The organism is Phycicoccus sp. Soil803 (assembly GCF_001429685.1).
GTDB lineage: Bacteria > Actinomycetota > Actinomycetes > Actinomycetales > Dermatophilaceae > Pedococcus.
In genome coordinates this window covers 4,369,401-4,388,369 of the sequence record NZ_LMST01000001.1, presented here as the reverse complement: position 1 = coordinate 4,388,369, position 18,969 = coordinate 4,369,401, and the positions used below count along the sequence as shown (strand labels likewise).

The following is an 18,969-nucleotide window of genomic DNA, read 5'->3' as shown; positions in this document are numbered from 1 at the left end:
GTCGTCATGTGGTGGGTGGCAGGACCTGGGTGAGGGTCCGCTGCTTGATGAGGGCCAGGACGGTGTCGGGGTTGGCAGCCCAGACGTCCGCGTTGAAGATCTCCACTTCGATGTCGCCGTGGTACCCGGCACGGGTGACGAGGTCGTAGTGGTGGTGGAAGTCGATGTGGCCGTCGCCCATGATCCCTCGTGACAGCAGCGTGTCGGCGGGTAGCGGAGTGATCCAGTCGCAGACCTGGAAGGACGCGATGCGGTTGGATGCGCGCGCTACCTGCGCCTCGAGCTGCGGATCCCACCAGACGTGGAAGGAGTCGACGACGACGCCGACGGTTTCGGCGGGGTACTTCTCGGCGAGGTCGAGCGCTTCGCCAAGCGTGGCCAGAACGCCGCGGTCGGCGGTGAAGATGGGGTGCATGGGCTCAAGGGCAAGTCGGACGCCTTGGTCGGCTGCCATGGGGACGAGCTCGTCGAGCAGGTCAGCGACTCGCGAGCGGGCTGCTGGCAGGTCGCGAGACCCTAGGGGTAGGCCACCGACGACCATGACCAGGCAGTCGGCGTTGAGCGCGCTGGCTTCGTCAATGGCTCGCTTGTTCTCCTCGAGCGCGTGCTGCCGGGCGGCTGCGCCTTCGGCGGTGAGGAAGCCGCCGCGGCACAGGGAGGAAACCCTCAGTCCGGCGTCGCGGATCAGCCGTTGGGCCTTGTCGAGGCCGATGTCGGCGACGGGTTCGCGCCAGACGCCGATGGACTGGATGCCGTGTCGCAGGCAGCCGTCGACGGCTTCCTTCAGGGACCAGGCGTTGGTTGTCTTCTGGTTCAGTGACAGTCGTCGCAGGTGCTCGCTCATCGGTGCAGTCCTGCAACGTCCAGGAGCTGGTGCATGCGTCCGGCGGCGAGGTCCGGGTCGGCGATGAGGCCCGCTCGGTCTGCGAGTTCGAAGGTGGTGGCCAGGTCGGTGACGCTGCGGGCGCTTTGCAGGCCGCCGACCATGGTGAACCCGGGCTGGTGGCCGCCGAGCCAGGCCAGGAACGCGATGCCGGTCTTGTAGTAGTAGGTGGGTGCGGCGAAGACGTGCCGTGCGAGCGGCACGGTCGGCTCGAGTACGGCGTTGTACGTGTCGATGTCGCCGTTGTCGAGGGCGTGCAAGGCGGCGCCGGCGGCGGGGGCGATGGCGGCGAAGATGCCCAATAGGGCATCGGAGTGGTGGCTGTCGTCGCCGAGGATGAGTTCGGGGTAGTTGAAGTCGTCGCCGGTGTAGAGTCGCACGCCTTCGGGCAGCCGTTGGCGCAGGTCCTTCTCGTGGTTGGCGTCCAGCAGGGACACCTTGACGCCGTCGACCTTGTCAGTGTTGTCGTGGACCAGGTCGAGGAACGCGCTGGTCGCAGTGGAAACGTCTGCTGAACCCCAGTAGCCGGCGAGGGCGGGGTCGAACGCGGTGCCCAGCCAGTGCAGGATGACCGGTCGCTGCACTTGGGCAAGCAGGCGGTCGTACACCTTGCGGTAGTCGTCAGTGTCCCTGGCGGCGGCGGCCAGCTGTCGGCTGGCCATGATGATTGCCTGCGCTCCTGTGGACTCGACGAAAGCCACCTGCTCTTCGTAGCCGGCCAGGACGACGTCGATGCTGTCGGCACGGGGGTCAAGGTGGTCCGTTCCGGCGCCAGCGGCCATGCGTGCGCCATGTTCGCTGGCTTGGGTGGCGCTGCGACGGATGAGCTCCTGGGTTGCGGGCCAGTCCAGGCCCATGCCGCGCTGCGCGGTGTCCATGGCCTCGGCGACGCCGAGGCCATGCGCGAACAGGTGTCGGCGAAAGGCGAGGGTGGAGTCCCAGTCGACCTGGGCCGGTGCTCCAGGAACGTTGTTGCCCAAGGGGTCAGCGACGACGTGGACGGCGGCGAACGCCACGCGTGAGCGTGCGGGTGTGGGCTGGGGGTTCCATTCCGCCGGGCCGCGGAGAGCAACTTCTCGCCACGTGCGGTCCGGCTGCGGCAGATGGATGCTGGTCACGGCTGAAGCTCGCCGAGTTCGATGCGGCGGCCCTCGGCGGAGGATGCCAGGCCGGCTTCGGCGAGGCGGACGCCGCGGGCGCCGGCCAGGAAGTCGTACGGGTGCTCGGCGTCGCCGACGAGTGAGCGCAGGAACAGCTCCCACTGCGCCTTGAACCCGTTGTCGAACTCGATGTTGTCCGGCACCTCCTGCCACTGCTGGCGGTAGGGAGTGGTGTCCTTGAGGTCGGGGTTCCACACGGGCTTGGGGGTCATGGTGCGGTGCTGGACGGCGCAGCCGAATAGTCCGGCTACCGCGCTGCCTTCGGTGCCGTCGACCTGGAATTCGACGAGCTCGTCGCGGTGGACGCGGACCGCCCAGGAGGAGTTGAGCGAGACGATGATGCCGCCTTCGAGCTCGAACAGGCCGTAGGCGGCGTCGTCGGCGGTTGCGGTGTACGGCTTGCCTGCTTCGTCCCACCGCTGGGGGATGTGGGTCGTGGTCTTGGCGGTGACGGCCTGGATGGGGCCGAACAGGTTTTCCAGGACGTAGTTCCAGTGGCAGAACATGTCGGTGGTAATGCCGCCGCCGTCTTCGGTGCGGTAGTTCCAGCTGGGTCGCTGGGCTGGCTGCTGGTCGCCTTCGAAGACCCAGTAGCCGAACTCACCGCGGACGGACAGGATGCGTCCGAAGAAGCCGCTGTCGATGAGCCGGCGCAGCTTGAGCAGGCCGGGCAGGTACAGCTTGTCGTGGACGACGCCGTTGGCGACGCCGGCCTCCTTGGCGGTTTTGGCGAGGGCAAGGGCACCTTCTAGGGACTCCGCGATGGGCTTCTCGGTGTAGACGTGCTTGCCAGCCGCGATGGCCTTGAGCAGTGACTCTTCGCGCACGGTCGTCAGCTGGGCGTCGAAGTAGACTTCGTCACTGCCGGCCAGGGCGGAGTCCAGGTCTGTGGTCCAGCGGGTGACGCCGTGACGCTCGGCAATCTCCTTGACCTTCTCCGCGTTGCGTCCGACAAGAATGGGGTCGACCTGGAGACGTTCTCCGTTGCTGAGCTCGACGCCTCCCTGGTCGCGGATGGCGAGTATGGACCGGACCAAGTGCTGTCGGTACCCCATGCGGCCTGTGATGCCGTTCATGATGATGCCTAGGGTTCTCGTCGCCATTGTCGGTCCTTCGCGCGTAGATCCAAATAGCGCGGAAAGCGCTTGCCAGAACCGTAGCGGTGCCATGCCGAGTTGTGCAAGAGTTGATGGGAAAGCGGATTCCTTCCAGGAGGTGGCAAGTGGTCGCATGGGGCTCGCGGGGTCGGCTGGGGGTGTCCTCGATCACCTTGAAGGACCTTCCAGCTGCGCAGGTGGCACAGGTCGCCGGTCGGTCGGTGCTGTCCGTTGTCGAATGGGCGGAGGTGCATGCTCCGCCGGGACGTCCTGAGGAGCTGGCGAATGCAGCCCGGGCGGCCGAAGCGGCGGGGCTGCAGGCCAGCTCGTATGGCTCGTACTGGCGGGCGGGTGTGTCGGACGCGGGCGAGTTCGTGGACGTGGTGCGTGCGGCTCGTGCGGTGGGGACGAGCCGGATCCGCATCTGGGCTGGTGCGGTGGGGTCTGCCGAGGCGAGCTCACAAGACTGGGCTGCGGTCATCGGGGCGACGCGGGAGGCGGCGCTGATTGCTGCGGACCAAGGCTGCGAGGTGGCCTTTGAGTTCCATGGGGAGTCGCTGACGGACACCGTGGACGGGACGGTTCGGCTGTTGGAGGAGGTGGGTAGTGTGAACCTGTCGACGTACTGGCAGCCTCCGGTGGATGCGAGCGTGCCGGACGCGGTGGACGGGCTGCGGCGGCTGGTGGACCGGGTCAGTGCGGTGCACGTGTTCTCGTGGTGGCCCGGGACGATGCGGCTTGCGCTGCGGGAGCGGACCGACCTGTGGTCCAGTGTGTTCGACGTCTTGGCCGCCCATGACTCGTCTACGGACCTGTTGTTGGAGTTCGTCCCGGGCGATGACCCGGACATGGTGGTGTCGGAGGCTGCGGTGCTGGAGGACTTGGTGGCGGCTGCGCAAGGCAGGGTGGCGTGACCCGCCGGCCGGTTGCTCTGTTGAGCATGGCGCCGGACCTGCCGGCCCGGTTGTTCGACCCTGACGCGAGGGCGCGGCTGCAGGCGGTGTTCGAGGTCGACTTCGACCGTCCGGCGGTGGCCGACTTGCATCAGGAGGACCCGCAGGTGCTGGCCGGGGTCGATGTGCTGATCACCGGGTGGGGTGCCGGCACGATCGACGATGCTCTTCTTGCTGCGATGCCACGTCTGCACGCGGTCCATCACGCGGGAGGTTCGGTGCGTGACCTCGTGGGGGAGGGCTGTTGGCGTCGCGCGGTTCGGGTGACGTCTTCGTCGGATGCGAATGCCGTCCCGGTCGCGGAGTATGCGGTGGCCATGGTCCTACTGTCCGCCAAACAGGCTTTCCGCAGCCAAGTGGTCTACCGCCGCGTGCGTGCCTTCGTCGACCGTGAACGTGAGTTTCCGTCGGCGGGCAACCATGGCGCTGTCGTGGGCTTGGTGGGTGCGTCGAGAATCGGGCGCAACGTCATTCGCCTCCTTCGCCCGTACGACCTGAAGGTTCTGGTGTTCGACCCGTTCCTTTCCGCGGCTGAGGCGGAGCGGCTCGGGGTCCGCAGCGTCGGTCTGGATGAGCTGCTGTCCCGTAGTTCGGTGGTGTCGCTGCACGCTCCGTTGCTGGAGAGCACCCGCGGCATGTTGGGGCGGCGTGAGCTGGCGCTGATGCAGGCCGGGGCGACCTTGGTGAACACGGCTCGCGGCGCGCTGGTCGACCACGACGCTTTGGTTGACGAGCTGGTCTCTGGTCGGTTGTGGGCGGTGCTGGACACCACTGACCCGTTCGAGCCGCTGCCGGCAAGCTCGCCTCTCTATGACCTGACGAATGTTGTGCTGACTCCCCACATGGCGGGTGCGGTGGGCAACGAGCTGACCCGGCTGGGAGACCACGCCGTCGACTCGGCAATCAGCATGTTCCGGGGGGACTCACCGGTGGCGGGAGAGGTCAGTGAGGAGTCCGCTGCGACGATGGCCTGACCTGCTGGTGGCCGGATGAGGGTGCGACCGGTTTGGGAGTCAGTGTCGTGGTGGAGTGCTTGCGCGGATGACGACCTGGCCGGCAACTCGGGTCTGGCGCGGTCGCGGGCCGTCGATGGTCACGATGAGGTCGAGCGCGGCTTGGCCGAGCTGCTCGAGGGGGAGTCGGACGGTGGTCAGGCTCGGGTCGACATCGCGCAGGGTCGCAATGTCGTCGAAGCCGGCCATGGCAAGGTCGTCTGGCAGTCGCAGGCCGTTCTCCCGGCAGGCTGCCATGGCGCCCATGGCCATCACGTCATTCACGGCGAACACACATTCGACAGTTGCACCGATTTCGAGCAGTTCCTGCATGGCTCCGTAGCCACCGTCGCGAGTGAATGCGCCGGGCACGACTACGGGCGCTGGCAGGCCGGCCTTGGCGAGCCCGTCGCGGAAGCCTTGGCAGCGGTCTCTGGCGGTGAGCAGTCCGCGAGGGCCGGCGAGAATGGCGAATTTTTTGTATCCCAGGCCGACCAGGGACTGGGCCAGCTGTCGCGCGCCTTTGCGGTTCTCGACGATGACGGTGTCGACGGGCAGCTTGGCCTGGCTAATGACGACGACGTGTCCTCCGGACCTCTGGAACGCCTCGACTTCGGTGAGCAGGCGTGCGTTGAGGGCTGGATCGTCGACGCGGCTTCCGGCCAGGATGATGGCGCGGCTGCGCTGGCCACGCAGGGTGCCCAGGTAGTCGAGCTCGCGTTCGGGGCGTCGCATGGTGCTGCCCACGGTGACGAGCAGGTGGTGTTCGTCGGCGGCTTCCATGACTCCGGCGGCGATGGAGGAGAAGTACGGGTCTGCGATGTCGTGGACGATCAGGCCGACGACGTTGGTGGTCCCGCGCGCCATGGCCTGCGCCGGCGCGTTCGCCGAGTAGTTCAGTTTCAGAGCTGCCGCGAGGACACGTTCCTTGAGGTCGGCGCGGACATTTCGAGTGCTTCCGTTGAACGCGCGGGATGCGGTGGCCAGGGATACGCCGGCTTCGTGGGCGACGTCCATGAGCGTGACCGGACCAGGCAGCTGGTCAGTCATGATTCCTCCAGGACGTCGATGGGAAGGCGCATTCCACACCTTACCGGCAAGAATCACGTTGTTGTTGCGACGACGAGCGATTGGGGATGAGCGCGTTGGGTGCTTTGGGCCAGATGTGTCTGATTCACGGTTGGGGTGCCACCGCGGCTTCGTGGCTGCCCGTCATCGCCGAGCTGGACGCGGGGTGGGACGTGCGGTGTACGGACCTTCCCGGCCACGGGTCCAGGGCGGGGCACGGCTTGACGTCTCCGTTGACGGTGGCGGACTTGGCGGCGGACGTCGCCGGATGGCTGGGCGCGGAGCCGACTGTCGTCGTGGGTCATTCGATGGGCGCGCAGGTGGCTGTTGCGCTGGCGCTGCGTGAGGAGGTTCAGGTGAGCGCCTTGGTGCTGGTTGACCCGGCGTTTGGTGCAGAGCCGGCGGAGATGGCCGGTGCGCCGGACCGGCTGGCGGACCTTCGGTCCAGGGGCGCACTGGCCGGCGTCGAGTTCGTCGACGGGGCCTTCCCGGACGGGCAGCCACATGACGTGTGGTTGCAGGCGCGGCGGGAGATGGCTGCGACCCCCGGGCAGGCGCTGGCTGACCTGTACGAGTCCATGTACCTGGCCCCGGACAGCATGGGTCCGACCGACCGCGCCGCCGCCGTCCTTGGTCGGGTTCGGGTCCCGGTGCTGTACCTGTTCTCGACGTCGTTCGCCGCTGGGGTGGCGAACGCGTACCCGAAGGTGCCCGGTTCGCGAGTTCAAGAATGGGTGGGCACCACCCACTACCTGCACCAGCAGCGGCCTGAGGAGTTCGCGCAACTAGTGCAGGGGTGGGTGGGCGGGGTCCGCTCGACGTAGGAACGCCTGGTTGTGGGCGGGCGCAGGCTGGGTGGCTTGGGGGATTACCGCCCAACCTGCGCCCTGGGGTGGTCAGCTGCGTTCGGCAGGGTTGTACAGGATGACGGTGCTCAGCGGGGGCACGGGTCGCGGTTGCGACAGGGCCACGTTCTTGCCAGTGACCAGGTCGCGTCCGCGCCCGGTGGCCGGGCACTGGTAGGTGAACGTCTGGTCCTTTGTCGTGTTCATGGCGATGTAGTACCCGGCATAGGAGAAGCTGTAGAACGGCGCCTTGCCGACCAGCAACGTCTCCACGCCGTACGTGGTGCCGCCGAGTGCGGGGTCCATGTCGGGCGGGGTTTGCGCGATGGGCAGCCTCTGTCCTGCGTACACCTGGTGCAACGCCGGCCCGGGTGGGGGGAACCCGCCGCCAGGCAACGGGGAGGGGCCGCCGTTGGCGTCGTTGATAGCGTATTCCCAGGTGACCCAGTCGGGGACCGTGAACGTGCCCACGGGGGCAGCTGTGCCGAACGCCGTCTGGCTGCGGATGACAGCAGAGCGTTCGAGTTGGGGGCCGACAAGGTGGACGCGCGCAAGGCTGTTCACGGCGGAGCGGGCGCGCCAGTACAGGGATGCGTAGAACACTTCCTCACCGTTCTTGACGGCCAGGCATCCGTTGACCTCGTCGGTGAACGTGACGTTGGGCTGTCCCCACATCATGGGCAGTCGCGTGCTGGACGCGGCCTTGGCGCGGAAGGAGGGCAGGTCACGCTTGAGGAACACCAGCGCTTGCAGCCCGACGCGGGTCCAGGAGTGTGAGTGCAGCAGTTCGAGCTCAGGGGCGAGCTGCCCGTCGCTGACCTGGGTCTGGGCCCAGCCCACGAGGTCGGGGTCGTCCAGGACGGCGGCGACCTGGAGCGGGTTGCCGTCCCATTGGGTCTTCTGCGTGTAGGCGACGTCGCCGGGGAAGTGCTCGTTGCGCCATCCGATGATGGTCTCCAGACGCATCGCCCGATTGCCGGACTCGTCCTCGCCTTCGTGGCGGAAGTACCCGCGGGTTTTGCACAGCTTGACGATCTGCTTGGTCAGGATGGGGTCGTCCACGGCGCCCTTGCCACCGGTCACGGTCTCGTGGAAGGCGATGAGCATGTCGTTGATCTCGCCGTAGTTTCCGACGTAACCGAGCTCTCGCGACAGGCCCTTGGGAGTGAACACGTGGTAGTCGTGTCCGAGCTCCCACGACTTGTCCCCGGCCTTGTTCTCAGAACCTGCCCAGGGCTTGAGGCCGACAGCCATGTAAAGCCACTCGCGCGCTTGCGGTTCGGGCCATGCGTCGACTGGGGAGAGCAGCGCCAGTCCGCGGTTGCACTGGTAGATGCCGATGGCGGTGAACTGTGCCTGGTTGGTGTAATGACGGAAGTTCTGGCGCCAGTACTCGCGGCTGCCCAGCAGCATGTCGCGGTAGGCGGCACGTCGCCCGATCGGTTCGGTCGCAGCGGGTGGTGGCGCGGTCACGGTCACGTCGTCGAACCAGGCAGTGGCGCCGTCGCGGGTGACGACCCAGAACTCGTACTGGGTGGCCCCCGTGGGGACGGTGACCTTGCCCTGCAGGTTCGTCCATTCGGTGGTGCCACCGGGCACGTGGATGAGGTGGTCACCGCCAACGAACGTGCCGTCTGCGGTCCAGAACAGGATGTTCAGGTCGACGCTCCCGGTCGTTCCGGGGTACTTGACCCAGGCGCCGTAGGTGACCTCGCCGGCTCCGGTGAACGTGCGTGAGTCCGGTCCGACGATGCACGCACCGGTTGCCTGTGCTGCGACCTTCAGGCTGGCGGTGCCGGTGTGGGCGGCGCTGGTGTCACGCGAGGCGGTCCCCTTGTTGGCCCATCCTTGGACGTGCCACCCGGACGGCATGGTCGTGCCAGCTTCAAACCCTGGGTTCATCACGTCGGTGCCGCCGGGCGTGACGTCGTCGTCCAGATCGTCTTGGATGTGGTCCCAGAAGCGGTCAAGGAAGAGGCCGACACGGCCGAAGCCCTGCCACTGCTGGTCGGAGCCTGTGAGGACCGCGGCGTCCTTCTTCCACGCGAGGTAGCGGCCGTCGATGCCCTGGCAGACCTTGGTCAGAGCAACGGGGTTCTGGTAGGCGGGGCTGTCCGGCCATTCATAGCCTTCGGCCAGCTGCATGTAAGCCCAGGCGTCGACGGTGGCCATGTTGGTTGCATACAGCATCCGGTTCTGGTCGTTGAGCACCCTGGTGCGGATCTTGGCGATGGCGGCGTCGTCGTTGTTGGCCCTGGTTGAGGGTGCGGCGGCATTGCCATACGTGTCGTCGGCCGTGGGGGTGAAGTATGGGGTGGTGTGGGTGTACGCGCGGTAGATGCCGCGCGACGCAGTGGTCATCGGATAGAAGAAGTTGTCCGCCTGCCCGTAGGCGTAGAGGCGTCCCATGGCGCGGATCTCCACCTCCAAGCTGGTCTTGCCCGCGGTGAGGAACGCAGGCAGGGGCAGCGTGTGCACGTAGAACCGGTCTGCGAGGCGTGGTGCGTAGCTCATCTGGTCGGCCTGGTCGACGGAGCCCTGGTCGATCCAGCCCATGATCTTGCCGCCGATGAACACCTGAAGGCGCCATTCGTGGGTGTCGTCGGCGAAGTCGCCGCCGAAGAACTTTGTGGACAGGTAGGTGGTGCCGGAGGAGGCCACAGCCAGGGTGAACTTCATGGTTCCCCCCCAGAAGTCCGGGGTGCTCTTCGGTTGGAGGACTCTGGAGGGCTGTCCGAGCCCACCGCGTGCTGTCGTGGACAGCGTCGACGTCAGGGCGTGAGCCTTCTCGGAGGCTGCGTCTCCGAAGACCACCGCGTCCAGCACCGGACCGGTCTTTCCTCCTGCGGCTGGCGCAGGGGATGGGGTCGCTGCTCTGGCAGGCGTCTGGGCGGCCCAGGCGTATGCGGCGGTTCCGGCGGCAACTCCTGCGCTCTGCAGAAGGCCTCGACGGGAAAGTGCGGTCATCTCCAACTCCCTTGGTAGACAAAGCATTACACAGAAGAAGCGGCATAACCCCGAGAAGGGGAAAGCGCATTCCCCTGCTCACGGTAGATCCGAGCGTGACGTTTCGCAACAGCAGACTGCTCGCGGCCCTGCGACTTCTCGACCGCAGCTCGATGCACTTCTTGTGCCCGAGTCGAAGTGCGGTTACCCTGCTATGGGCAAGCGCTTTCCAGTTTAGAAGGTTGCTTCTGTCCAGCCCGAGAGTTGCGTTAGGAATGAAGGAGAGTTGGTTTGGTGCCGCCGACGACACCCCCGCACGGCTCCACCTGGAGCCCCGTCAATCCCGTGGTGCCCGGTTTCCATCCTGACCCGTCCATCGTCCGTGTCGGGGACACGTACGTGTTGGCGAACAGCACGTTCGAGTGGTGGCCGGGTGTGCGGCTGCACACGTCGACGGACCTGCGTAACTGGGTGCCTGCAGGGCACGTGCTAACCGACCCGGCCGTGTTGGACCTGCGGGACGTTCCGGACTCGGGCGGGTTGTGGGCTCCGTCCTTGTCGCATGACGGGGAGATATTCTGGCTGGTCGTGGGCCTGGTGCACGCGTGGTCTGGGCCGTTCAAGGATGTGGACATTCTGCTGACGACGGCCACTGACATCGGCGGGCCTTGGACGGAACCGGTGCGACTCGGCGGCGGAGGATTCGACCCGAGCATCTTCCACCACGAAGGCCGGCACTGGCTTGCCAACATGCGCTGGGACCACCGCCCTGAAGAGTTTTCATTCGCGGGAATCACGTTGCAGGAGGTCACTGCTGCGGGGGTGGTTGGCGAGGAGCGGCTGATCTTCAGCAGCGAGGAACTTCTTGAAGGGCCGAATCTGTACCACCACGACGGCTGGTTCCATCTGATGCTGGCGGAGGGTGGCACCGGTTGGAACCACGGCATCCGGATTGCCAAGTCGCGAAGCCTCGAGGGGCCGTACGAGGTGGATCCGGAGCCGTTGCTGACGACGCGAGACAGCCCTGGGTGGCCGTTGCAGAAGGCTGGGCATGGTGAGCTGGTCCGTGATCCCGACGGCGGGTGGGCCATCGTTCACCTGGCCAGTCGGCCGCTGATGTCCAAGCGGGGTTTGGTGTGTGTGCTGGGCCGTGAGACGTGCGTCCAGCCGGTGGTGTGGGAGGACGGGTGGTTGCGGCTGGCTCACGGTGGTCACTGGCCGCAGGGTGCGACCGCGTTGTCCGCGGCGACGCCTTACCCGCAGGGGTTTGAGGACCGTTTCGACTCGGGTGGGCTCGACCCCGGGTGGGTGAGCTTGCGCGAACCGGTCAGTGCCACGTGGGCGGACCTCCAGGCGCGTCAAGGCTGGTTGCGGCTGCGCGGCAGACGCAGCCTGTTCGCTTCGACCGGTGTCAGCTTGATCGCGACCCGCTTGTTGACGACGCGCTGCGTTGTCACCACGGAGATGTCGGCGGCTCCGGAGAGCCTGGCTCAGGCGGCCGGCCTGGTCATCTGGTACGACCGTCTTGGGCATCACCGGGTGGCCATGACCTGTGGCCCGGGAGGCCGCCACTTGGTGGTGGCAACCAGCGACGGCGATACGTACACCGAGGTCGTGCCGGACGTGGACCTGTCCGAGTGGGTGACCGTGCACCTGCGGGCCACCATCACCAACCTTGAGCTGGTCTTCGACGCCTCGCCCGACGGTCAAAGGTGGAGTCGGGTCGGCAAGGCGCTGGACATGGCGGTGGTCTCGGACGACTGGGGCGGCCGATTGCGTTTCACCGGGGCGATGGTCGGCCTGACCGCTCAGGACACCGGCCCTGGCACCTTCACCGCGGACTTCGCCGGCCTGCTCATCACCCCGTCCCACGACCCCTGAGGGCCGACTGGCCTAAGCAACCGTCTGACCACCACCGTCAGGCGTCATGAACCGATGAGGAATCCTGTGAGCTCTCACCCTGACCGTCGTCCACCGCTGCTGAGTATGTGGTTCGGCAACTTCTTCGAACCGTTCTACTCCGACTTCGACGCCACTCGCCGCGGCATCGACGACGTGGCCAGCCTGGGCTTCAACAACATCAACCTGGACTCCAAGCCGTGGGAGGACTTCTTCGCCCGGTACCGCGGTGAGGAAGCCAGCCAGTACGTGGCCATGCAGGAGTTCATGATTTCTCAGGCCGGATCGCGGGGGATGACGCACACATGTCTGGCGCTGTACCTGTGCGGGGACAATCTGTACCCGAGCATCCGTGACGTCCCCCCGGTGTGGGGGGAGCAGGCGGTCCGGGTGGACGGAGACCTCATGGGCACGTACAAGTACTGGTCCCCGAGGGCGCAGGCAACGATGGTCGAGCACGTACAGGGGCTGCTGCGGCTGTACGGCGACGGGATGTACCGCCGCGATGACGGTTCGGTGGTCGTCCAGACGATGTTCGACCCCATTCCCAAGCCGAGCTTCGACCCCGAGGGGCGAGCCAAGTACCTGACCTGGCTGGAGAGTCATTACGAGGGTGACATCAGCTCCTTGAATGAGAGGTACGGCACTTCAGCTGGCGCCTTCGGTGATCTTGCCCCCGACGAGTACTGGCTGCGACCGCAGGAGCTGGACTGGGTTGGCTGCGCGCTGCCAAGCAGGGACGACTTCGAGCGCCGGTCGGGCGACTTCCACAGGTGGGTGGACAATCAGAGGCACCTGGCGCACGTGCTGGACGAGCATCTGGCCACCATGGTCAAGCAATGGCATGGGCTGGAGCCGGATGTGTACGTGGAACCTGTCCTGCACCAATGGGGATACTTCTTCAACCCGCCTGGCCAGCTCGACTGGCAGACAGGTCAGCGTGCCCTGGATGTGTACCGGTGCGCGGACTACGTGGACGGGGTGTTGTTCATGGCTGCTCCGCTGAACAGTGAAAACCGGGCCGACGCAATGGCCCTGAGCGTGGACTCGACGATTGCGCGCTGTGCGAACGGGGGTCGACCGTTCACCGGCGGCCTGTACCTGGGTCGTCACGTGAACACGGACATCTACCGTGTGGTGCCCCCGGCAGAGGCCATAGCGACCCATGTCGTCAACGGGGCCACTGCGTTGCACGTATACGGGTACAGCGGCTTGGACGACGGCGGCGTCATGTTCCGCATGGACTCGACCTTCAAGGACTCCCTGCGTGCCGGGACAGAATGGGCAAAGGCGGTGATGCCACAGTTGGACGCTCCGCGCACCAAGGAGGTGGCGTTGCTGTTTCCCGAGCAGATGAGCTTGCTCGAACCGCTCAGTGTCGACGAGGGTGGCCGTCACCGGATGGACCTCCTCGGCTGGTACCAGCAGTTCGTCGACCTTGGCTGGCACGTCGACATCGTGCATCCGCGCCAGGTCGTTGCCGGGGCCCTGCGCGACTACCAGCACCTCGTCGTCCCCACGGACAGCCTCTACGACCTGGGCGACAACGACGCCCTGGAGGCTGCTGTCCGTGAGTTCGTGAGCGACGGTGGGACGCTGTTCCACGGGCCTGGCTGTCGGCTCGCGCAGGCCGCGTTCGGCGTCCTCGAGCGGCCCGTACCCTACGACTGCATCCGGTGGACCGAGGACGTCATTCCGCACGGGTGGAGCACGGTCGCCTACGACAGCGGCGAACCGATTGCCCCCTACATCCAAAGCGGGGACGCAGCCTTCGCCCGCATCGACGTAGGCGACGGGCAGGTATTCTCGTTCGGTTTCGAGTACGGGTATGCGTACAGCACCAATGTCATGCCGATTGTCCCCACGCAGTACGGCAAGGCGGAGATGCACCCCGTCGTGCTGCTTGAGCACACCCCGGTCGAGGTCCTTGCGGGTACGTCACCGCGGTCGCCGCTTCACCCGGTCAAAGGCGTCGAGTCGGCTCGCTTCGGGGACAAGGTCGTCATTGTCAACCACAGGTCGAGTCCCGTCGCCTTGACCGGTATGCCCGCCGGGGAGCAGGTGCACATGGTCCCCGCGCCTCACGGATGGCTCGCGGCGCACTCGGCCGTATTGGTCCAAACCGCAACGCATCCCGACGCCCGGCCTCATCGGGATCGCCGGGCGTCCAACTGACAATGGCAAGGCCGGGAGATGCGCCGAGATGTGTCCTACGAAGGGCCTCGAGCGCGGGAACCGAGGGCGCAGAGGACCCTCCCAAGGCGCGCACGTGCGAAGGCGTCGGGAATCGACGCGTATCCGACTCGCGTTTGATCGGCGGTGTTCGGTAGCGCCCCATGCCTCTGGCGTCTGACGTCAGATCTGGGTGCCATTCTGGACTTGGGATCGCCGGGCCTCCTGCGTGGCCGCGCCTTGGGCTTCTAGGCGCCATGGCGCCCAGGCGGCGGCTTGCTCAGCGCGCCACACGTGGGTGGCGGAGGTGTCTACTCCAGTGGTGGTGATGGCGGCGCGGAGCACGTCCGCGGGGTCCGTGTGGTCGGGTTCACCGTGGTTGGTGGCGTGCTCAGGGTCGTGGGCGGTGTCGACGTACAAGCGGTTGGTCTCCCGGCCCCGGGTGGCCATCACGTAGAGGGGTTCGCGGAGGGTGGTCGCCGTGATGTAGGCATGGGCGGTGTCGACGGTTCGGCCTTGGGCGCGGTGGGCGGTGGTGGCGTACCCGAGCTCGACGTGATCACGCACGTAGTCCGCCGGGAGCAGCGCAGGGGACCCGCCACGGGCGCGGGTGACGTGCAGGGCCCCGTCCGCGCGGATGTCGGTGACGACCCAGTCGTCGCCGTTCTTGACCCAGCCACGCCCGGTGGCCAGGGTTCGGTGGTTGAGCCGGGTCACGACGACATCACCGACCCCGACTGTGGTTCCGTCACCGAGCCGCACCCCGTCCCCGGCTACCTCACCGGTGGCGACGCGGTGGTCCCGGGCTCGGGTGTTGAGGTCGGTCACGGTTTGGGTGTCAGCGGAGAGCATGAGCGAACGGCGGCCCGCGCTCGTGTCGGCGCGCCAGGCGTCGAAGAGTAGGTCCAAGAGGTCCTCCCGCGTCCCGGCCTGGACCCGGTCGTGGGTTAGGTAGGTGGCGGCGACGCCGGGGTCGCCGCGGCGGAGTCGGAGGGTGGCTTCGGCTTCCCAGTCGTGGGCGAAGCGTTTGACCTGGTGGAGGGTCGGGGTGTCGGGGCCGCGGTCGTCGGCGAGCAGCTTGAATGCGCCGCCGGCCTGCACCGGGGACAGCTGCGCCCAATCCCCCACGAGCAGCACCTTCGCGCCGACCTCGGCGGCGTGGGTGGCGATCCGGTGCAGGTCTTTGGTGGCGGCCATGGAGGCTTCGTCGATGATGACGAGCTGCCCGGGTCGCAGCGCCCACCGGGCGTACGCCTCATACGCCTTGGCTGCTCGCTGCTGCAGGGCATGGGTTTGGGATGAGGGGTAGGCGCGGGCCAGCCGGGCCGCGTACCCCTGGACGGCGGTAAGACGTTGCGGGGCGTTGTCGTGTTCGGCTAGCCATTTGGCGGTGTTCTCGGCGGGCACGCCGACGGCGTCGGCGAGCACCTCCGCAGCGGCGGCGGACGGGGCGAGTCCGACCACCGACCCGGACCCGTGGGTGGCCTCCCACACTGCCCGGACGGCGGCCATGGTGGTGGATTTCCCGGTCCCGGCTGCGCCGACGAGCACGTCCAGCCGCCTTCCCGAGGTGACTACGCTCGTGAGCGCGTCGACCTGCTCGGTTGAGAGTGGCTGGCGGCGGTGTGGGGTCCACGCGGCCGCTCGGACAGCCGCCGCGGAAGGCACGGTGGGGCCGTCTGTGGTTCGGCCGAGCTGGAGGAGGTGAGCTTCGGCGTCGATCAGTTCGGCGGTGGCGTAGACCTCGCTGTTGCGGGCCCGGAACTTGCTGGACCCGTCGGCGCGTTGCAGCGCCTCTGGGACGGCGCCGACCTCGGGTGGGGTGAGCATGACCGCCAGTTCGGCGGCGTGGGTGGCGGTCTTCTCGGCGACGGCGATGCGGTCGGTGGCGGTGGCGAACCGGACCCCGTGGAGCTGGCGCAGGGTCTCGGCGAGCAGGTTCGCGCGGGTGAAGGTGGCCCGCTTGTCGGCCACGTTGTCCAGGACGAGGGTGGCGGCGTCCCGCAGAATCCCGTCGTCGATGTCGGAGGCGGTGAGCAGGGGTTGGCTGTTGCGACCGGCCAGGCCGGCCACCCACGACGTCGGGTCGATGTCGAGGTGCGGTTGCGCGCGGGTGCGCCAGTCCTCAATCAGCCTACGCATCGGTGTAAGGGTCTTGGGATTGCGGGTTGTCAGGGTCGCCTGCTGTCGCAGCCGGAGGATCTCCGGCCCCGCCGGAGGTCGTCCGTGCGCGGCCTGAAAGTCGGCCACGAGGTGCTTGGTGGCGCCCTCGATCGCGCTAGTCCGCTGCGAGAACTCGTCACGCAGCGCAGCGGGGACGCCGTCGACCTCCCACTTTGGCTCCGCGGATCGGCGGCGTTGTTCCGGTGTCCAAGCCCAGCCGAGGTCGGCGGTGAGCTCGTCAGCAAGGATCCCGTTGTACAGCGTGGACATGCCGACGGTGGCCCTGAACAGGGCCTTGGAGTCCAGGGTGCGCCACTTGCCGTCGGCCACGCTCTGTGCCCTGTTGAGGACGACGACGTGGGTGTGCAGTTGCGGGTCGTGCGCGCGGGAGTCCCAGTGGTCGAACGCCACCGCGACGACCCCGCGCACATCCTCGGACACCACACCGCCGCGACCGGTGCGGGTGGCGAACACCTGCGACTCCCCGTAGGCGATGACCGCCTCCACCGCTCGGCGGTGCGCGGTATGGATGCGCTGCCGGGTGCCCTCGTTACCCAGGGCCCACGCCACGGACACGGACTTAGGGACAGAGAAGGTGAGGTCGAACCCGGCCACCGCCTGGACGGCCTTGCGCCGCCGACCCAGGCGGTCAACGAACGCGCTGGGATGCCCGACCGGTGGGCGTCCGAGGGGCTCCCCGGTAACCGGGTCCTGCAGCATCCCGAGCATCCGCCACAGCTGCTCCTCAGTGACCTGGCTCCCGGGTTGAATGCCCAGACCGCCGGCGAGGCCGCTCAGGCCGGTGCCGAGGAACCGCCCCGGCGGGGTGCCCTCCGCGGCGTAGTAGCCGGTCAGTCCGGCGGCGGGTCCGTCCTCGTCCATCCGCGCCACCGACGACATCAGGTACCGGTACCCCGCACCCAGCGTCATCCGCCTGATCGACATGGTCACACCGGGTAAACGGTGCGGACGGGGCACCCCGGGGACGAGTCGAGCCACCTTGGTGCCAACAGTGTGGCGCTGGTGGTTGGTGGGAGTGTTGGATGGTCAGGTGTGTCGCGTGCGGTGCGTGGGGAGGGCTGTGGGCGGGTCGGTGGGGTGATGGGTGGTGGGGGGCGCTGCGCTGTCGGGGCGTCAGGTCAGGATGACGCCGTGTGGATTCGCGTGAGCCGAGAGGTCGGACTGCCGGATCGCCTGCCTGCGTTCAAGCGACTGCCGCGACGTGCCGCGTTGTTCGTCGCACCGCGGCTCATGCCACGAGACCTCGACGGGCGCGCCTGACGCTGTGGACGTTCCAGAGCCGTGGCGCGTACGACTAGCTCCGGCGCGACGGCGTCCTGGTCGGCGATCCGGCGGCTGCGGACGTCGTGCCCCCGCGTCGGCGTACACGTCTCAGTTCGCCAAACGAAGGAGCTGAGCATGACAACCATCCCGATTGGCAGCGACGCACGTCGCCGCTTGCAGGAGGCGCAGCGCGCCGAGTCGGCGGCCGTGGCGGCCACGACGAAGGCGTATGCGGCACTCGCCCGCGCGCAGGGCAAGGTCGAGACCGCGCAGGGGGAGGTCGACCGCGCCGTCGCGGCTTTGGTCGACGTTTCCGGCGTGGAGCGCGCCGCGCAGCTGTTGGGCCAGCCGGTCGGCGTCGTCAGGCGTGCCCACCAGCGACGCGCGCGGCCGACCGCTGAGCCGCGCGGCATACCCCAGCGGCCATCCGCACCGTAGGCGCCGTCGGATCGGCGACCTTGGTGCGCCTCTTCTACGCTGGCCCGGTGGAGCCATGGACTGTGGAGCGGGGGCGTGCGATTGCCCAGTCGCTGGTGGGGTCGCTGGGGCGCCGCTGGGACCACACCGTGCAGGTGGCCCGGCGAGCTGAGGATCTGGTGGCGGCCGGCGCCGACCCCGCGGTTGCACTGGCGGCGTGGCTGCACGACATCGGGTACGCCCCGTCGGTGGCGCGCACCGATCTCCATGCCCTCGACGGCGCCCGTCACCTGAGCATCTTGGGTGCGCCGCGCGAGGTCGTGTCCCTGGTTGCCTACCACACGGGCGCCGAGTTCGAGGCGGTCGAGCGCGGCCTTGCCTCCGAGCTGCACGCGTTCGACCGACCGGACCAGGCCGCCCTGGACGCCCTCACCTTGGCAGACCTAACCACCGACCCCGCCGGCGGTGTCGTCGGGGTGGATGAGCGGCTTGCCGAGATCCTCCAGCGTTACCCGGCCGACCACCCGGTGCACAGGGCGATCGAGAAGTCCTCGCCCTATCTGCGGGAGTGCGCGCAGCGCGCCGCGACAATGTTTGACAGGGTGGCCGGGACCTGATCAGCCGATGATCGGCTGGTCGCGGTGCTCGAGGTAGTGCTGGATCCGCAGCCGCATGGAGGGATGCATGGGCAGCTCGAGCAGGTCGGTCGGGGCGACCCACTCGACCGCCTTGCTCTCGGAGCTGGTGCGCGCCTCGCCGCCGAGGAGCTGGGCTCTGAAGCACAGCGAGAACTGCTGCCGCACCTCGCCGTCGTCGTAGGCCATGACATGCCGGGGGTTGGTGTAGGTGCCGACCAGGCCGGTCACCTGCACGTCGTAGCCGGTCTCCTCCTTGACCTCACGGACCACGGTGTCGGCGATGGACTCCCCGATGTCGTGCCCGCCCCCGGGAAGAGCCCAGAGGTTGTTGTCGGTCTTGTGGATCAACAGGATCCGTCCTTGGGGGTCCTCGACGACAGCGGTCACGGACGGCACGACGCTGTTGGCGGCGGGTGCGTTCGGGTCGTCGATGTAGTCGATCCTGGCCATAG

General features: G+C 67.6%; 14 protein-coding genes. 7 read left to right on the top strand and 7 right to left on the bottom strand.

Annotated elements, in window-relative coordinates:
• Nucleotides 1–4: 4 nt before the first annotated feature.
• Genes ASG95_RS20345 through ASG95_RS20335 form a run of 3 tightly spaced genes read right to left on the bottom strand, consistent with a single transcriptional unit; the run spans nt 5 to nt 3,146 of the window.
• Nucleotides 5–844, bottom strand: a complete 840-nt coding sequence (locus tag ASG95_RS20345) for a sugar phosphate isomerase/epimerase (protein WP_057378628.1) — start codon at nt 842–844, stop codon at nt 5–7.
• Nucleotides 841–2,001 (bottom strand): dihydrodipicolinate synthase family protein, encoded by a 1,161-nt coding sequence (locus tag ASG95_RS20340; protein WP_057378627.1) that lies wholly within the window; start codon nt 1,999–2,001, stop codon nt 841–843. The genes ASG95_RS20345 and ASG95_RS20340 overlap by 4 nt, the downstream gene beginning before the upstream one ends.
• The gene (locus tag ASG95_RS20335) at nt 1,998–3,146 is read right to left on the bottom strand and encodes a Gfo/Idh/MocA family protein (protein ID WP_057378626.1); all 1,149 of its coding nucleotides are present in this window, start codon (nt 3,144–3,146) and stop codon (nt 1,998–2,000) included. The genes ASG95_RS20340 and ASG95_RS20335 overlap by 4 nt, the downstream gene beginning before the upstream one ends.
• Nucleotides 3,147–3,298: 152 nt before the next feature.
• Here ASG95_RS20335 and ASG95_RS20330 point away from each other — a divergent pair, with 152 nt between their 5' ends.
• Both ASG95_RS20330 and ASG95_RS20325 read left to right on the top strand, forming a co-directional pair.
• A complete protein-coding gene (locus ASG95_RS20330) occupies nt 3,299–4,054 on the top strand; it encodes a sugar phosphate isomerase/epimerase (protein WP_200961952.1) in 756 nt (251 codons plus the stop codon).
• Between the two features lie 26 nt (nt 4,055–4,080).
• Nucleotides 4,081–5,067 carry a hydroxyacid dehydrogenase gene (locus tag ASG95_RS20325; protein ID WP_057379039.1) on the top strand — a complete coding sequence of 329 codons (987 nt, stop codon included), beginning with the start codon at nt 4,081–4,083 and terminating at the stop codon, nt 5,065–5,067.
• Between the two features lie 39 nt (nt 5,068–5,106).
• Here ASG95_RS20325 and ASG95_RS20320 read toward each other — a convergent pair whose 3' ends face one another.
• Nucleotides 5,107–6,135 carry a LacI family DNA-binding transcriptional regulator gene (locus ASG95_RS20320; RefSeq protein WP_057378625.1) on the bottom strand — a complete coding sequence of 343 codons (1,029 nt, stop codon included), beginning with the start codon at nt 6,133–6,135 and terminating at the stop codon, nt 5,107–5,109.
• 86 nt (nt 6,136–6,221) lie between these two features.
• Between ASG95_RS20320 and ASG95_RS20315 the strand changes: the two genes are divergently transcribed.
• A complete protein-coding gene (locus ASG95_RS20315) occupies nt 6,222–6,977 on the top strand; it encodes an alpha/beta fold hydrolase (RefSeq protein ID WP_057378624.1) in 756 nt (251 codons plus the stop codon).
• Between the two features lie 72 nt (nt 6,978–7,049).
• Here ASG95_RS20315 and ASG95_RS20310 read toward each other — a convergent pair whose 3' ends face one another.
• Nucleotides 7,050–9,677, bottom strand: a complete 2,628-nt coding sequence (locus tag ASG95_RS20310; RefSeq protein ID WP_157582341.1) for a Tat pathway signal sequence domain protein — start codon at nt 9,675–9,677, stop codon at nt 7,050–7,052.
• 561 nt (nt 9,678–10,238) lie between these two features.
• Between ASG95_RS20310 and ASG95_RS20305 the strand changes: the two genes are divergently transcribed.
• Together ASG95_RS20305 and ASG95_RS20300 are read left to right on the top strand one after the other, a co-directional pair.
• Entirely contained in the window at nt 10,239–11,825 is a 1,587-nt protein-coding gene (locus ASG95_RS20305; protein WP_057378622.1) for a glycoside hydrolase family 43 protein, read from the top strand.
• 105 nt (nt 11,826–11,930) lie between these two features.
• A complete protein-coding gene (locus ASG95_RS20300; protein ID WP_057378621.1) occupies nt 11,931–14,018 on the top strand; it encodes a hypothetical protein in 2,088 nt (695 codons plus the stop codon).
• A gap of 180 nt (nt 14,019–14,198) precedes the next feature.
• Here ASG95_RS20300 and mobF read toward each other — a convergent pair whose 3' ends face one another.
• Nucleotides 14,199–17,123 (bottom strand): MobF family relaxase, encoded by a 2,925-nt coding sequence (mobF, locus tag ASG95_RS20295; protein WP_235544089.1) that lies wholly within the window; start codon nt 17,121–17,123, stop codon nt 14,199–14,201.
• A gap of 474 nt (nt 17,124–17,597) precedes the next feature.
• Here mobF and ASG95_RS20290 point away from each other — a divergent pair, with 474 nt between their 5' ends.
• Nucleotides 17,598–17,900: a hypothetical protein gene (locus tag ASG95_RS20290; protein WP_057378619.1), complete on the top strand. Its 303-nt coding sequence runs from the start codon at nt 17,598–17,600 to the stop codon at nt 17,898–17,900.
• A 47-nt stretch (nt 17,901–17,947) separates the two neighbouring features.
• Nucleotides 17,948–18,496, top strand: a complete 549-nt coding sequence (locus ASG95_RS20285) for an HD domain-containing protein (protein ID WP_200961951.1) — start codon at nt 17,948–17,950, stop codon at nt 18,494–18,496.
• Here ASG95_RS20285 and ASG95_RS20280 read toward each other — a convergent pair whose 3' ends face one another.
• Nucleotides 18,497–18,967, bottom strand: coding sequence for an NUDIX hydrolase (locus ASG95_RS20280; protein ID WP_057378617.1), 471 nt, complete (start codon nt 18,965–18,967; stop codon nt 18,497–18,499).
• Nucleotides 18,968–18,969: the final 2 nt, after the last annotated feature.

Excerpts from the sequence above, each read along its gene's own strand:
- ASG95_RS20280 (WP_057378617.1), bottom strand. The coding sequence starts at position 18,967 with ATGGCCAGGATCGACTACATCGACGACCCGAACGCACCCGCCGCCAAC.
- ASG95_RS20320 (WP_057378625.1), bottom strand. The coding sequence starts at position 6,135 with ATGACTGACCAGCTGCCTGGTCCGGTCACGCTCATGGACGTCGCCCAC.
- ASG95_RS20310 (WP_157582341.1), bottom strand. The coding sequence starts at position 9,677 with ATGAAGTTCACCCTGGCTGTGGCCTCCTCCGGCACCACCTACCTGTCC.
- ASG95_RS20315 (WP_057378624.1), top strand. The coding sequence starts at position 6,222 with ATGAGCGCGTTGGGTGCTTTGGGCCAGATGTGTCTGATTCACGGTTGG.
- ASG95_RS20325 (WP_057379039.1), top strand. The coding sequence starts at position 4,081 with ATGGCGCCGGACCTGCCGGCCCGGTTGTTCGACCCTGACGCGAGGGCG.
- ASG95_RS20345 (WP_057378628.1), bottom strand. The coding sequence starts at position 844 with ATGAGCGAGCACCTGCGACGACTGTCACTGAACCAGAAGACAACCAAC.
- ASG95_RS20300 (WP_057378621.1), top strand. The coding sequence starts at position 11,931 with ATGTGGTTCGGCAACTTCTTCGAACCGTTCTACTCCGACTTCGACGCC.
- ASG95_RS20290 (WP_057378619.1), top strand. The coding sequence starts at position 17,598 with ATGACAACCATCCCGATTGGCAGCGACGCACGTCGCCGCTTGCAGGAG.
- ASG95_RS20335 (WP_057378626.1), bottom strand. The coding sequence starts at position 3,146 with ATGGCGACGAGAACCCTAGGCATCATCATGAACGGCATCACAGGCCGC.
- mobF (WP_235544089.1), bottom strand. The coding sequence starts at position 17,123 with ATGTCGATCAGGCGGATGACGCTGGGTGCGGGGTACCGGTACCTGATG.